Source organism: Acinetobacter sp. ANC 4173, assembly GCF_004331255.1.
In the GTDB taxonomy this organism is placed as follows: domain Bacteria; phylum Pseudomonadota; class Gammaproteobacteria; order Pseudomonadales; family Moraxellaceae; genus Acinetobacter.
Map to the genome: position 1 here is coordinate 451,328 of NZ_SJOF01000001.1, position 15,365 is coordinate 466,692.

A 15,365-nucleotide genomic window follows, 5' to 3' on the forward strand; every position below is an offset into this window, starting at 1 on the left:
TAAACACCAAAACCCCGCTAATTAAAGGGGGGATTTACCATAACAGGAGTGGATTCGGTGGCGAAAATTGTTGTCGTAACATCAGGCAAAGGTGGCGTAGGAAAAACTACGACCAGTGCATCTTTTGCAACAGGTTTAGCCCTTCGTGGTCACAAAACTGTTGTTATCGATTTTGACGTAGGTTTACGTAACCTAGACCTCATTATGGGCTGTGAACGTCGTGTTGTGTATGATTTTGTGAATGTTTTAAATAACGAAGCACGATTACAACAAGCACTTATTCGTGATAAAGATATTGAGAACTTATATATTTTACCGGCATCACAAACGCGCGATAAAGATGCGTTAACAGATGAAGGTGTTGCACGTGTAATGGAAGAATTATCTCAAGAATTCGATTACATTATTTGTGATTCTCCTGCGGGGATTGAGCGTGGTGCAATTCTAGCCATGTACCATGCAGATGAAGCGATTATTGTGACCAACCCTGAAATTTCTTCAGTACGTGACTCTGACCGCATTATCGGTATGTTAGACAGTAAAACTAAAAAAGTAGAACAGAATGAAGGACGTATACGCAAGCATTTGTGTATTACTCGCTTTAACCCTGAACGTGCAGACAAACAAGAAATGCTCACCATTGATGACATTTCGAAAGACATTTTACGTGTACCTACACTGGGTGTTGTGCCTGAATGTAAAAGCGTTTTACAAGCGTCTAACGAAGGTAAACCTGTCATTTTGTTCCACGAAGCAGAAGCTGGGCAGGCCTATGAAGACCTAGTTGCACGTTTCCTTGGTGAAGAACGTCCTTACCGTCACATTACAGTCAAACCAAAAGGCTGGTTAGCACGATTATTTGGAGCGTAAATATGGCAGGATTCTGGAGTAAATTATTCAGTAGTGATGACAAACCATCTAGCGCACAAATGGCAAAAGACCGTTTGAAAGTCATTGTTGCTTCTGAACAAGGCTTAGGTAAACGCTTGAGTCAAGATAAAATTGACCAAATGAAAAAAGAGATCATGCAAGTGGTTAACCGCTATGTTCGTGGGGTCGATGAAGAACATATCCAAATGTCTGTTCGCTCAGAAGCGAATATTGAAATGTTGGAAATGAATATCAATTTGCCTGAAGAGCGATAATCTGAAATCTGATTAGTCAAGCAAATAGATTCAAGGCAAAATAGCATCAGCTATTTTGCCTTTTTAGTTTGAAAAGAATATACCAAGGAGTTTGCGATGGCATTATCTCAGCCAGCAACGTTTAATGAAGAATGGTCGGATGAGCGCGTTTTTGCCTATTTAAATCAGCTTCCTCCTGCGGGAGTTAATGCCGACTTTCATGTTCTTTACCACGCATTCAAACATATGCGCCCAATGGACTACGAACGTTTGTTAACTCAATTTGTCGCAGATGGTCGCAATGTCAATGCAACCAATCCCCAAGGTCAACGGATTCATGATGTGATTGCTGAATACCCTCGCCAATGTGATGGATTCTTAGAAGTCTTAGCAAAATTTGCTTAAGCCTTAAAGCCTACCTTGTGTAGGCTTTTTTATTCTCTTCAATCTAAAAAATTAGAACATTAGTTGCATCAGCAATGGAAAGCTCAATGCGAATAAAAGGGTTTGTAAGCTAATAATTGCCGCCATGAGTTGACTGTCCCCTTGAAAATAGCGCGTTAAAATATAAGATGCCGACGCTGTGGGTAAAGCAAAAAAGACCACTAAGACCGCTATATGTAATGGCGCTAAGCCAAATCCTTGTGCCACAAAATAAGTCAGTACAGGCACCACAAGTAACCTCGATACACTATTCATCATGACACGCCCGAAATCGGGCTTGAGCTGACTAAACTGTAATGCCGCTCCGACTGAAATTAAACCTAATGGTAAACTGCTACTTGCCAATAGCTTCAATAATTGCGATATGCCTTCTGGCATCAACAAGCCAGAGCAATTAAATGCGATACCCAATAAACAAGCGGCAATAAGCGGATTCTTTACAATCGACATCAGCGTAAAACGCAGCTGTCCTTGCGTACTTTGGGTAAATGCCCAGACCGAAACAATATTAACCAATGGAATCACGACGGCAATGATCATGGCGAACAATTGCATGCCTGTCGCACCAAACATTAAGCCCATCAAAGAAAGCCCAATATAGGTATTGAATCGAATCTGGCTTTGAATATAAACCCCAAAACGATGCACGGGAATCTGAAAATAAAACTTAAACGCCAATAACACCGCGCTGATCAACATAATGACCACGATCAGTGCCATGTAAAGCATGAGCATAGAACCCAAGTTGAGCTTTACAGCAGAAAGATTGCTAAACAATAATGCAGGAAAGAGAATGTAATAATTCAGTTTTTCAGAGTTTGCCCAAAACCCCTCCTGCAAAAAACCTGTATGTTTAAACACATATCCCATCCCTATCAGAAAAACCAATGGAAAGAGTGCCATGATCATGTTCATTCATTTATTCCCATTACTGCACATCAGTCAGCTTTGACTCATTTTGGAAACAGAATATAATCCTTATTCGCCCTCATAATAAAATGAGTATTTACTCATACCCTCAAATGACCTTTAGCCAACTTGAAATCTTTTTACTGGTTGCTAAACATCAGAGTTTTAGCAACGCAGCCAAGCAACTCGGGATTTCTCAATCTGCAGTTTCACATGCCATAAAAAGTCTGGAGCATTTTTGGCGTGTACAATTGTTTAGCCGAGAACAAAACCGTGTAGTACTGACCGAAATTGGGCAGCAACTTCGCATCCATGCACAGGAAATTTTGAATACTGCACAAGTCATGCAACAGCAAGTTGCTGCGACACATGGCCTGCAACAAGGGACCTTAAGAATTGGTTCATTTGGGGCATCCGCATCGATTCATCTTTTGCCTGAACTATTGCAAGCCTTTAGGAGCAAATACCCTCGAATTGAAGTTTTTGTTGAAGAAGGTACAGATGATGAAGTCACGCAATGGATTTTAAACCAACAGGTTGATGTCGGATTTGCCGTTTTACCCAACCATCAATTGGATACTTTTCCATTGATTAAAGATATTTTTATTGCGCTTATTCCCAATTCTTATCCGATTGCGCAAATGAGTCAGGTGGATATTACCCAACTGAAGCACTACCCTTTTATTTTGACCAAAGCAGGCAGCCAAACGCATATTGAAAAACTGCTTAAACAATATGACATACAGCCCAAAATTCAATATCAGCTGTCGCAATTATTGACCATTCTGAATATGGTCAATCAGCATGAAGGCATTTCGATTGTGGCCGATATGGCCATGACGCCAGAACTGCTGGCACTACACCCCAATGTTGTCAAAAGACCCTTACTGCCGAATACACAACGTGAGATTGGACTCGCCGTCCGCAATCAAAAGTTGATCAGTCCTGCAACTCGAGCCTTTATCGAGTTGGCACAAACCATGTTCTATTATTAAATTGAACCGCATAAAAAAGCCTGCTCGCAGGCAGGCTTTTAGTAGATGAAAACTAGACGAGAATATCCCGCTTACCGTTCGCGCCCATCGCGCTCACAATGCCATTTTCTTCCATCTGGTCGATAATACGAGCTGCACGGTTATAGCCCAAACTGAACTTGCGTTGTAAAGATGACGTCGAAGCTTTACGCGTTTCTAAAACAAAGGCCACACATTGATCATACAAAGCATCACGGTCTGAGCCTCCATCACCATCTTCAAAACCACGTGAAGTTGGCTCTTCATCATATGGAGTCAAAATTTCATCAATATAATCTGGATCACCACGCTCTCGCCATGCATCACAAATTCGGTTGACTTCATCATCGGAAATAAAGGCACCATGCACACGTTCAGGTTCAATTTTACCTGGGCCTAAAAACAGCATATCGCCATGACCCAACATGTCTTCCGCGCCACCTGCATCCAAAATGGTTCGAGAGTCAATTTTGCTATTTACACGCAATGCAACGCGAGTTGGAATGTTGGCTTTAATCAAACCTGTGATCACATCCACCGAAGGACGTTGTGTTGCTAAGAGCAAGTGAATGCCCGCAGCACGTGATTTTTGTGCCAAACGGGTAATCATTTCCTCGGCTTTTTTACCCACCTGCATAATCATATCGGCAAATTCATCTGCCACAATGACAATCGAAGGTAACGGTGCTAAGCGTGGTGCGCGCTCACCCACAACGGAGTCACTGGCTTTCCATGTCGGATCAATCAGGTCTTCCCCATTCGCCAATGCTTCTTCAACCTTACGGTTATAGTCCGCCAGTTTACGAATTTTAAGGAATGACATGAGCTTGTAACGACGCTCCATTTCATTCACACACCAATTCAATGCACTGACAGCATCTTTCATGTCTGTCACAACAGGGGTGAGTAAATGTGGAATATCATTGTAGTTGGCCAATTCTAATTGTTTGGGGTCAATCATGATGAGGCGCAATTGATCGGGGGTATATTTCAACAGCATCGATAAGATCATCGAGTTCACAGCAACAGACTTACCTGAACCCGTGGTGCCCGCAACCAACATATGTGGGGCCTTGCCTAAATCGGTAATCACAGGATTACCCGAAATATCTTTCCCCATCGCCATTGAAAGTAAACCCGCTGGATCGCGATAAGTCGGTGTTTCCAATAACTCGATAAGACGCACCATTTCACGTGCACTATTTGGAACTTCAATTCCAATGTACGGTTTACCCGGAATTACTTCTACTACACGCACCGAAGCCATTGACATGGAACGTGCCAAGTCCTTCGAAATATTGGTGACTTTAGAGGCTTTAACCCCAGGTGCTAAATCCAATTCAAAGCGCGTCACGACTGGCCCAGGTTGGGCTTCCATTACTTTGGCTTTAACATTGAATTCTTGCAGTTTAATTTCGAGTAATTCTGAAAGACGTTCCAATTGTTCAGCCGTGAAGTTTACTTTTTTATTCGGGTCGACACGATCGAGCAAATCCAATCCGGGTAGCGTAGATAAATCACGACGTTTTTGTGCGACCTGCATAGCACGGGACATTGGTCGTCCTGAAGCATCCGTCAATGGCGCATCAAAATCAAACTCATCTTCTTCTTGATGTTTACCTGCAGTTTCTTGCCAAGCTTCAATGAATGCCTCTTTAGACAACTCAGCTTTGGGCTGTTCAGTAAAACGCTCTGACACCTGTACGGTAGTGTGCTGTATTGGCGTTTGTACAAAGGCTGATGATTGTGCATAAGAAGATGCCGTACGCTGCTCGACCATAACGGACTCTGCATGTTGTTCTTCAGCATCAAAATCATCTAGAAAACGATCTAATTCATCGTTCAATAAATGTGCCTTTGTTGCCCCAGCAGCAACCCCAGCGACAGCTGGCATACTCAAAATTGAAGCCTCTACTACAGCAATATCAGGGATTGCTGTAGGCTGAATAGCCTGAACTTCGCTGCGTTGGAATGGACTATGTACATCCGAAGCCACCTTACCATTGGGCACGGCAGCAAGTAGCTCATCAAAAATCTCATCATCGTCCCAATCAAGATTATTTTTGACTGGTTTTGGAGAAGCTTCCAACTGCACATCAACAGGATATTGACGCTCTACTACAGAATTAAAATCATGTTTAGGAACGACTGTTTCATCTTCCGCAGCTTTTAATAATGCTTCAATATCTTGTTTATGTAGTTGATCATTATTTGTATTTAAAGCACGCCAAACCTCACCCGTCGCAATGGTACGCTGGCTGTCTTGTTCAAGTTGATGCGCTTTGGCGATGGTTTTTTCAAACTCTTCATCATCGTCTAAATCGAACTCATTTGGTTGATTTAATTGAGACTCTTTTTGTACCATATCATCAAACAAACGCTCTGCTGCCACACCCGCAATAAAGGGTTGTTCTACAGAGGTCTGAGATGAATTGGCATGATTCAATTCAGTTTGATCAGCAGCCTTACTTGGAGCAACTGCAATCACCTGTTTTTTGACTTGAGGTGTGGTGCGATCAAAATCAGATTCGCTCTCGGGTACATTTTTATAAAATAAGTCTTGTAAATATGCTGGTGTAGCTCGCAAGGTATCCCATGTTTTGTTCCACTTTACCCCGAAGGCCAAAGTAAATAACACCACCCAAAACACCACCAAAAACAGTGCGGCACCATAAATGGTCAGCAGTTGACTCAGACTTTGCCCCAATTCATAGCCAATAATGCCACCAGAAGCATTGGCTAAAGTATCCGCAGGTACTTCCCAAAATAAAAATAAGAGTGTTGCCGTTGCCAACAAAATAAAAAATTGGGCAGCATAACGAAATGGTCGGTTCAGAAAACTGCGCGGCCACCACACCTGAATCGCTTCAATAAATAAGAAAAGTGGGATGAGCAGGCTTGCCCAACCTAAAAATCCAAACAATAAATCAGAAATCCATGCTCCAGCGACACCACTTGCATTAGAAACCTGTTGGGTATCACTGGAAATATGCATCCAACCCGGATCAAACGGTGTATAAGTGACTGTTGCAAGGAACAGATAAATCCCAAATGAGACTAAAAATAATGTCATCATTAAGCGCTGTGCATAAGCACCTGACACCGCAGCCATACTCTGTCCTGTAAGCATTTTTTCATTCATGTTTTTTTGGAAAACAACCTGAATTTGTTTCTTCATAAAACCTGATATTATGCACCTGTTCACGTAAAAAAGATGCAACATTATGAGGGCTTGTTGTTAACTTTATTCTATATAGCTCAAACCGATTTGCATGATCAATATTACCCACATTGAACACACACAACTGTTATACACTTTCACGTATAATTTCATAAATTTTGAAAGAAAAAAAGGATGTCGCGAATGAGCGCTCGTCACTCACGATTAATTATTTTAGGTTCTGGTCCTGCAGGTTACAGCGCTGCAGTTTATGCTGCACGTGCCAATTTAAAACCAATGCTGATTGCTGGCTTGCAATTGGGTGGTCAATTAACCACGACAACGGAAGTGGATAACTGGCCGGGTGACCCAGAAGGTTTAACTGGCCCTGCGCTAATGGAACGTATGCAAGCTCACGCTGAACGTTTTGGCACAGAAATCGTGTATGACCACATCAATGAAGTTGACCTCAGTGTTCGCCCATTTGTTCTTAAAGGCGATATGGAAGAGTTCACTTGTGATGCATTGATTATCTCAACGGGTGCAACTGCACAGTATTTAGGCTTAGAGTCTGAAGCAAAATTCATGGGTCAAGGTGTCAGTGCTTGTGCAACCTGTGACGGTTTCTTCTATAAAAACCAAAAAGTCATGGTGGTCGGTGGTGGTAACACTGCGGTCGAAGAAGCACTCTACCTGTCTAACATTGCTTCGCATGTGACGCTTGTGCATCGTCGTGACAGCTTACGTTCTGAAAAAATTCTACAAGATCATTTATTTGAAAAAGAAAAAGAAGGCAAAATCAGCATTCTTTGGAACAATCAAGTCGATGAAGTGTTGGGTGACAACACTGGTGTAACTGCCGTTCGTTTGAAATCAACTCAAGATGAGTCTACACAAGATATTGATGTTCAAGGTTTATTCGTTGCGATTGGTCACAAACCAAATACAGGCATGTTTGAAGGTCAACTCAACCTACGTGATGGCTACATTCAAGTGCAAAGTGGTACCTCTGGCAATGCAACTGCAACATCGGTTGCAGGCGTATTTGCAGCAGGCGACGTAGCTGACAGCATTTACCGCCAAGCAATTACTTCAGCGGGTTCGGGCTGTATGGCTGCACTCGATGCTGAAAAATATTTAGATGCGCTAGGTTCATAATCTTTTGCATCTATTAAAACCGTCCAAATAGGGCGGTTTTTTTATGTATGATAGCGTAAAGAATAACTCCCTGAACTTAATCATGCAGCATACTTTAGCACCTTCCGAATACTTATTTCCCGATCCGATTGATTCAGATCCAGAAGGACATGGGCTGATTTGCATTGGCGCAGATCTCTCCCCTTCTACCCTCTTTGAAGCCTACACCCACGGTCTTTTTCCATGGTTTTCTGAAGGTGAGCCTATTTGCTGGTGGTGTCCCGAGCCGCGCTGCATTATTCGCCCTGAGCAATATCATCCGAGTAAATCCTTACTGCGCAATATGAAAAAGCATGATTATAAAATTACCATTAATCATGCCTTTGAATCAGTCATTCGTTCTTGTTCGCTACCTCGCAGCTATGCAAATGACACGTGGATTTCAGAAGAAATTATTCAAGGTTATTTGGACATGTTTGCAGCGGGTTATGCTTATAGTATTGAAGTCTGGGAACAGGATCAACTTGTCGGTGGGCTGTATGGAGTGAGCATCGGCAAAGGCTGCTTTGGCGAATCTATGTTCAGCATCCGTACCGACGTGTCTAAAATGGCATTCTATACCTTAATGTTGCTTGGACAAGAAAACCAACTGGCTTGGATTGACTGTCAATTGGTGAATGATCATTTGCTTAGCCTTGGTGCTTGTACAATTTCTCGACAAGAGTATTTAAATTCGTTACAAGATATTATAAAACAACCCTCTATCGATTGGAAAAAGTATCAAGAGGGTGTATTTTCAAGTAAAAGAATAGCGTTATCTTCGCAATTAATCGAATGAAAACAATAGAGGGATCTTTATGAATTCATATCACCCGAAGTCCCTGTTAAATGATTTACAGTACTACATCACCCCACCGCATGAATGCAGTTATCTTGAAAAGAAATCTGCCCGCATGGTTTTTCTAGATCCTGCACATCGGATTGATGTCGTGACCTTGTCTGAACTTTCACGCGTCGGTTTTCGTCGTAGTGGGGACTTTGTTTATCGTCCCGAATGTCATTTATGTCGTCAATGCCTGTCTTGCCGTGTTCCTGTCCAAGAGTTTCAAATGAACAGCAAGCAAAAAAAAGCATGGAAACGCAATCAAGATCTGACGGTGAAAATTACTCAACCTAAAGATGCGGGGGATGTGCATTATGCTTTATATGAACGTTACATTCGTGAACGCCATGCCGATGGTGATATGTTTCCACCCAGCTATGACCAGTTTGAAAAATTTCTGATTCATACCTGTACCGAAAGTTTTTTTCTGGAACTGTGGAAAGATGAGCAGTTGCTCTGCGTTTCGACCTGTGACCAACTTGATGATGGTCTGTCTGCGGTATATACCTTTTTTGATCCCGATGAAAATCGCCGCTCATTAGGGGCTTTTGCCATCATGAAGCAAATTGAATATGCACAACAACAGCAATTGGACTATGTCTATTTAGGTTACTGGGTGCCACATTCCAATAAAATGAATTATAAGTCTCAATACACCCCCCTAGAATTATTGCTCGATGGGCAATGGCGTCGTATTAATCGTTCACTCAGTGCAGAAGAGATTCAACTTTTGGGAAACTCATTAATGACCACACTTCCCTCTGGTTGGAATAATTCAATCATTAAATAAGCTTGATATTTTAATGGAGGTCGATTCACTCCATCGCAGGAGTATTTAAATCATGATTTGAATAACTGAGAAAAATCGTCAGTACACGCTTTAACCATAATAATGGCATGCTCACGCCCACCATTTGGGCTTGGATAATAATTTTTACGCAAATCAATCTGATGAAAGCCTGACTTCTCATACAGGGCTATCGCAGCTTGATTACCTTCCCGCACTTCCAAGAAAATTTGCACAGGTTGATTCTTCAGTAAAGCAATTGATTCATCTAAGAGCCGATAACCCAAACCCTTACCTTGCTGATTGGGATGAATTGCCATCAGTAATAAATTTGCCTCATCCAAAACGGGTTGCAGAATACAAAAACCCACCACCTGTCCTGATTGCTCAATCACTGTACTTTGGTAACCATTCACTGCATCCTGAAATTGGTTCAGCGTCCAAGGATGACTTTGTACCAGCTTTTCAATTTGAACAACTGCATTAACATCGGCTTGTTGCATTAAACGAATCATGCCCGTTCATCTTATCGATCTAAATAAACCTGCATTATAAAAATATTTCACAAAGAAACGAACAAAAACAGGGATATTTTTAATATCCCTGTGGTCTTTAAAGCTCACAATAAGACTTTACAATCCTAATTTTACTTTCCAATTGGCCAATAAACTTACTGTATCTAAATGATTGGGATGAAATCTAGGTTTAAAGTACGCCAACATTTCACGTCCCATCCCCGTAATAATTCCTTTCGATGGGCTATAACCATAAATGTAGATATCTTTTAATGCCTTAAAATTGAGTTGATTGTCTTGTTTTAATAAGCGAAAGACAAAATAGCTTTGCACAACAAATAAAGTGGCCATAGCAGCAATCAACGATCCGCAACGGGCAAGGTAGGCTTTTACTCCTGTGCCAAATACCCCTTCAAATACATCATAAGCCACTGCTTTATGTTCATTTTCTTCAATTGCATGCCAGTACCACATCGTCGACATGGTCTCATCTGTCATCAATGCTTGAATATGTCGATTAATTAGCAATTGCGAGGCAATCGTTGCCGTGAAATGCTCTAAAGCAGTGGTTCCCATTAAGTCGATCATTTCTTGCGTGATACCGACTGGCTTAAACAGAATGACTGCTGTCTTACGAAAACCTTGAATGACTTTATCGGTTTGTTTTTCCAAGCTTGCTATATCATGTCCATACTTTTGTGCTGAAGCATTGAAGCAAACATGTTCTTGTGTGTGCATCGCTTCCTGCCCAATAAAAGCGCTGATTTCCTTTTGCAGCACCTCATTCTCTTTAATGGCAGAGTGATAACGTACTGCACGCACACTATCAATGAAAAATTGCTCACCTGCTGGAAAAAGCGCAGACAACGCCGTCATGAAATGCGTAAGCCCTGCCGAGCCATTCATCCAATATTCAGGTACATTTTCAAAGTTAAAACTCATACGACGTACAGGAAAACTTGCACCTGCACGATTGGTAATTTTTACCTTAGCATTCATTCTGAGACTCCTACAGACCCATAAGGTCTAACTATCTTTATGCTTGTTTTTCTTAATTCTAATATTACGGGTTTCACCACCAGCGATAAGGGCAGATAAGGTCAAGGAAGTATCAGTTAAGGACAGTTTTACAGGTAAATTGTCTAACAATTTTATGATCATATTTTTATCTTAATAGAAACTATTGATCTATCGGTTATATAGGTACATGCAAAAAATCTCTCATGCAGAATAAAAAAGTCTGGAATTTATACATTTTATAGGCATAAAAAAGCGCCCCAAAGGAGCGCTTTTTTCACACAATAAGTGATTATGCAGTTACTTTCGCAACAACACCAGCACCTACTGTACGACCACCTTCACGGATCGCAAAACGTAGACCTGGGTCCATTGCGATTGGGTGGATTAATTCTACTGACATTTCAACGTTGTCACCAGGCATTACCATTTCAACGCCTTCTTGTAATTGGATTGCGCCAGTTACGTCAGTCGTACGGAAATAGAATTGTGGACGGTAACCGTTAAGGAATGGAGTATGACGACCACCTTCTTCTTTAGAAAGTACGTATACTTCTGCGTCGAATTTAGTGTGTGGCTTGATTGTACCTGGTTTAGCAAGTACTTGACCACGTTGTACGTCTTCACGCTTAGTACCACGAAGAAGAACACCACAGTTCTCGCCCGCACGACCTTCGTCAAGAAGTTTACGGAACATTTCAACGCCAGTCACTGTAGTTGTTTGAGTATCACGGATACCAACGATTTCAACTGATTCGCCTACTTTCACAATACCAGCTTCTACACGACCAGTTACTACTGTACCACGGCCAGAAATAGAGAATACGTCTTCGATTGGCATTAAGAATGCTTTATCGATAGCACGTTCTGGTTCTGGAATGTAAGAGTCAAGCGCTTCAACAAGAGCAAGAACTGAAGACTCACCGTACTGACCAGCATCGCCATTAAGCGCAGCAAGAGCAGAACCACGGATAACTGGAGTGTCATCACCTGGGAAGTCGTAAGTAGAAAGAAGTTCACGAACTTCCATTTCTACTAATTCAAGTAATTCTTCGTCATCAACAAGGTCGCATTTGTTTAAGAATACGATGATGTAAGGTACACCAACCTGACGTGAAAGAAGGATGTGTTCACGAGTTTGTGGCATTGGACCGTCAGTCGCAGCACACACAAGGATCGCGCCGTCCATCTGAGCAGCACCAGTAATCATGTTTTTAACATAATCGGCGTGGCCCGGGCAGTCTACGTGAGCGTAGTGACGGATTGGAGAATCGTATTCTACGTGTGAAGTATTAATTGTAATACCACGTGCTTTTTCTTCAGGAGCAGAGTCGATTTGTGAGTAATCTTTCGCTTCACCGCCGTAAGTTTTTGCACAAATAGTTGCAATCGCAGCAGTTAAAGTAGTTTTACCATGGTCAACGTGACCGATTGTGCCCACGTTTACGTGTGGCTTATTACGTTCAAACTTAGCCTTAGCCATTTGATTTTCCTTTTTAAACTACTCATGCAGGATTACTGCATGAGCAACTGGTTATTAACTAAAAAATTAGTTTGGGCTTATAGTAATCGAAAGATTACTCGTCGTCACCTTTTTTACCGCCAGATTGGAACTTAGCAATAATACCTTCCGCCACGTTACGTGGAGTTTCAGCGTATTTAGCAAATTCCATAGAATAAGTCGCACGACCTTGAGACATAGAACGCATTTGAGTCGCGTAACCAAACATCTCAGCAAGAGGAACTTCTGCTTTAATTGCTTTAGTTCCACCAGGTAAATCGTCCATACCTTGAACCATACCACGACGACGGTTTAAGTCACCCATGATATCGCCCATGTAGTCTTCTGGAGTTTCTACTTCAACTTTCATGATTGGTTCAAGCAAGATAGGATCTGCTTTCATGAAACCATCACGGAATGCGTAAGAACCCGCCATTTTGAACGACAATTCGTCAGAGTCGACATCGTGGTAAGAACCATCAAATAATGTCGCTTTGATACCCACAACAGGGTAACCAGCCAAGACACCATTCTTCATACGTTCTTGAATACCTTTATCAACCGCACCGAAGAATTCTTTAGGTACAGTACCACCTACAACTTCTTCAGCGAATTGGTATTCTTTACCAGCTTCTTCAACATCCATAGGCTCTAAACGAACATATACATGACCGAATTTACCTTTACCACCTGTTTGACGAACGAACTTACCTTCTTGCTCAACAGTCTTTTTGATTGTTTCGCGGTAAGCAACCATTGGTTTACCAATGTTCGCTTCAACACCGAATTCACGCTTCATACGGTCAACGATGATGTCAAGGTGAAGCTCACCCATACCAGCAATAATGGTTTGACCAGATTCTTCATCTGTACGAACGCGGAATGATGGATCTTCCTTAGCCAAACGACCTAAAGCAATTGACATTTTTTCTTGGTCAGCTTTAGTTTTTGGTTCAACAGCCAATGAAATTACTGGCTCTGGGAATTCCATACGTTCAAGAGTAATGACGTTTTTCTCATCACATAATGTATCACCCGTTGTAACGTCTTTAAGACCTACACACGCTGCGATATCACCTGCACGGATTTCATCAAGATCTTGACGTTCGTTCGCATGCATTTGCACGATACGACCGATACGTTCACGCTTAGATTTAACTGGGTTATAAACTGGATCACCTTGTTTAAGAACACCAGAGTAAACACGTACGAAGGTCAAGTTACCTACGAATTTATCGTTCATGATTTTGAACGCTAACGCAGAGAACGGAGCTTCGTCAGATGCTTCACGAGATGCTTTAGTTTCAGCTTTATCGTCAAGAACACCTTCAATTGCTTTAACTTCTGTAGGAGAAGGTAAGAATTGAATTACAGCATCCAACATACGTTGAACACCTTTATTCTTGAACGCAGAACCACAAAGCATTACTTGAATTTCAGATGCTAATGTACGAGCACGTAAGCCAGCGATGACGTCTTCTTTAGAAAGATCGCCTTCTTCTAGGTACTTGTCCATTAATTCTTCTGAAGCTTCAGCAGCAGCTTCAACCATCTTGGTACGCCATTCATTAGCAGTATCAACGAGGTCAGCTGGAATATCGCCGTATTCAAACTTCATACCTTGAGATGCTTCATCCCAGATAATCGCTTTCATTTCGATAAGGTCAACAACACCTGCAAACGTATCTTCAGCACCGATTGGCACAACGATAGGAACAGGATTACCACCTAAACGAGTTTTAACTTGTTCAACAGCACGGAAGAAGTTTGCACCAGTACGGTCCATCTTGTTCACGAATGCTAAACGAGGCACTTTATATTTGTTAGCCTGACGCCATACAGTTTCAGACTGAGGTTGTACACCACCTACCGCACAGTAAACCATGCACGCACCGTCAAGAACACGCATAGAACGTTCAACTTCGATTGTGAAGTCTACGTGTCCCGGTGTATCGATTACGTTGATACGGTGTTGTGGGAATTGGCTACTCATACCTGACCAGAAACAAGTTGTCGCAGCAGAAGTAATGGTAATACCACGTTCTTGCTCTTGTTCCATCCAGTCCATTGTTGCTGCACCATCATGTACTTCACCAATTTTGTGAGATACACCTGTGTAGAACAAAATACGTTCAGTCGTAGTTGTTTTACCTGCGTCAATGTGCGCAGAGATACCAATGTTACGGTAACGAGAAATTGGAGTTTGACGAGCCATGATTTCTAGCATTCCTAAATTTTGTTGTTAAAACAGGACGCTTTAAGCTGCTTAGCAACTTAAAGCGATTTGATGACAATTATGTGAAAACATAATTGTCATTGTCCTGATTAAGGCCTGTTTTATCCGCTTAGAAACGGTAGTGAGAGAAGGCTTTGTTGGCTTCAGCCATACGGTGCACATCTTCACGTTTTTTAACAGCTGCGCCTTTACCTTCAGCTGCATCAAGCAACTCACCAGCAAGACGTAAAGCCATAGTTTTTTCAGAACGCTTAGCAGCAGCATCTACTAACCAACGCATAGCCAAGGCAGTACGACGGGATGGGCGCACTTCCATAGGTACTTGATAAGTAGCACCACCAACACGGCGAGCTTTTACTTCGACCATAGGACGAACTTTTTCAAGAGTAGTCTCGAAAAATTCAACTGGGTCTACTTTGTTTTTTTCTTGAACGCGGTCTAAAGCACCGTAAACGATACTTTCAGCAATAGATTTTTTACCATCTTGCATTACGTGGTTCATGAATTTAGCGATTGTTTGGCTACTGAACTTAGGATCCGGAAGGATTTCACGAGCAGCAACTACGCGACGTCTTGGCATTTTAAACTACCTATATATATGACACTTCAGGTTAATCCAGCAGTGGTACAAAGTGTCGT

The 15,365-nt window shown here is 41.9% G+C and carries 14 protein-coding genes; 7 read left to right on the top strand and 7 right to left on the bottom strand.

Translation table 11 applies throughout. The features are described 5' to 3' along the window. Positions 1-57 precede the first annotated feature (57 nt). From minD to E0H94_RS02090, 3 genes are all read left to right on the top strand, one after another. A complete protein-coding gene (gene minD, locus E0H94_RS02080) occupies positions 58-870 on the top strand; it encodes a septum site-determining protein MinD (RefSeq protein WP_131324900.1) in 813 nt (270 codons plus the stop codon). Between the two features lie 2 nt (positions 871-872). Further along, positions 873-1,145 carry a cell division topological specificity factor MinE gene (gene minE / locus E0H94_RS02085; protein ID WP_016167270.1) on the top strand — a complete coding sequence of 91 codons (273 nt, stop codon included), beginning with the start codon at positions 873-875 and terminating at the stop codon, positions 1,143-1,145. Between the two features lie 96 nt (positions 1,146-1,241). Beyond that, the gene (locus tag E0H94_RS02090; RefSeq protein WP_131324901.1) at positions 1,242-1,529 is read left to right on the top strand and encodes a PA4642 family protein; all 288 of its coding nucleotides are present in this window, start codon (positions 1,242-1,244) and stop codon (positions 1,527-1,529) included. A 51-nt stretch (positions 1,530-1,580) separates the two neighbouring features. Here E0H94_RS02090 and E0H94_RS02095 read toward each other — a convergent pair whose 3' ends face one another. Continuing rightward, positions 1,581-2,483: an AEC family transporter gene (locus E0H94_RS02095; RefSeq protein ID WP_131324902.1), complete on the bottom strand. Its 903-nt coding sequence runs from the start codon at positions 2,481-2,483 to the stop codon at positions 1,581-1,583. A gap of 107 nt (positions 2,484-2,590) precedes the next feature. Between E0H94_RS02095 and E0H94_RS02100 the strand changes: the two genes are divergently transcribed. Beyond that, complete coding sequence (locus tag E0H94_RS02100) at positions 2,591-3,472, top strand: LysR family transcriptional regulator (RefSeq protein WP_131324961.1); 882 nt, start codon at positions 2,591-2,593, stop codon at positions 3,470-3,472. A gap of 52 nt (positions 3,473-3,524) precedes the next feature. Here E0H94_RS02100 and E0H94_RS02105 read toward each other — a convergent pair whose 3' ends face one another. Further along, on the bottom strand, positions 3,525-6,602 hold the full coding sequence (locus tag E0H94_RS02105) for a DNA translocase FtsK (RefSeq protein WP_131324962.1): 3,078 nt from the start codon (positions 6,600-6,602) through the stop codon (positions 3,525-3,527). Between the two features lie 252 nt (positions 6,603-6,854). Between E0H94_RS02105 and trxB the strand changes: the two genes are divergently transcribed. From trxB to E0H94_RS02120, 3 genes are all read left to right on the top strand, one after another. Then, the gene (gene trxB, locus E0H94_RS02110; protein ID WP_131324903.1) at positions 6,855-7,808 is read left to right on the top strand and encodes a thioredoxin-disulfide reductase; all 954 of its coding nucleotides are present in this window, start codon (positions 6,855-6,857) and stop codon (positions 7,806-7,808) included. Between the two features lie 82 nt (positions 7,809-7,890). Then, complete coding sequence (aat, locus tag E0H94_RS02115; protein WP_131324963.1) at positions 7,891-8,625, top strand: leucyl/phenylalanyl-tRNA--protein transferase; 735 nt, start codon at positions 7,891-7,893, stop codon at positions 8,623-8,625. A gap of 19 nt (positions 8,626-8,644) precedes the next feature. Next, positions 8,645-9,460, top strand: coding sequence for an arginyltransferase (locus E0H94_RS02120; protein ID WP_131324904.1), 816 nt, complete (start codon positions 8,645-8,647; stop codon positions 9,458-9,460). A gap of 50 nt (positions 9,461-9,510) precedes the next feature. On the opposite strand, the gene rimI is transcribed toward E0H94_RS02120, so the two are convergent. From rimI to rpsG, 5 genes are all read right to left on the bottom strand, one after another. Continuing rightward, positions 9,511-9,972, bottom strand: a complete 462-nt coding sequence (gene rimI / locus E0H94_RS02125; RefSeq protein ID WP_131324905.1) for a ribosomal protein S18-alanine N-acetyltransferase — start codon at positions 9,970-9,972, stop codon at positions 9,511-9,513. A gap of 117 nt (positions 9,973-10,089) precedes the next feature. Next, the gene (locus E0H94_RS02130) at positions 10,090-10,971 is read right to left on the bottom strand and encodes a metal-dependent hydrolase (protein ID WP_131324906.1); all 882 of its coding nucleotides are present in this window, start codon (positions 10,969-10,971) and stop codon (positions 10,090-10,092) included. Positions 10,972-11,281: 310 nt separating this feature from the next. Then, a complete protein-coding gene (gene tuf / locus E0H94_RS02135) occupies positions 11,282-12,472 on the bottom strand; it encodes an elongation factor Tu (RefSeq protein WP_116763782.1) in 1,191 nt (396 codons plus the stop codon). 94 nt (positions 12,473-12,566) lie between these two features. Further along, positions 12,567-14,705, bottom strand: a complete 2,139-nt coding sequence (fusA, locus tag E0H94_RS02140; RefSeq protein ID WP_131324907.1) for an elongation factor G — start codon at positions 14,703-14,705, stop codon at positions 12,567-12,569. 130 nt (positions 14,706-14,835) lie between these two features. Then, on the bottom strand, positions 14,836-15,306 hold the full coding sequence (gene rpsG / locus E0H94_RS02145) for a 30S ribosomal protein S7 (protein WP_016167282.1): 471 nt from the start codon (positions 15,304-15,306) through the stop codon (positions 14,836-14,838). Positions 15,307-15,365: the final 59 nt, after the last annotated feature.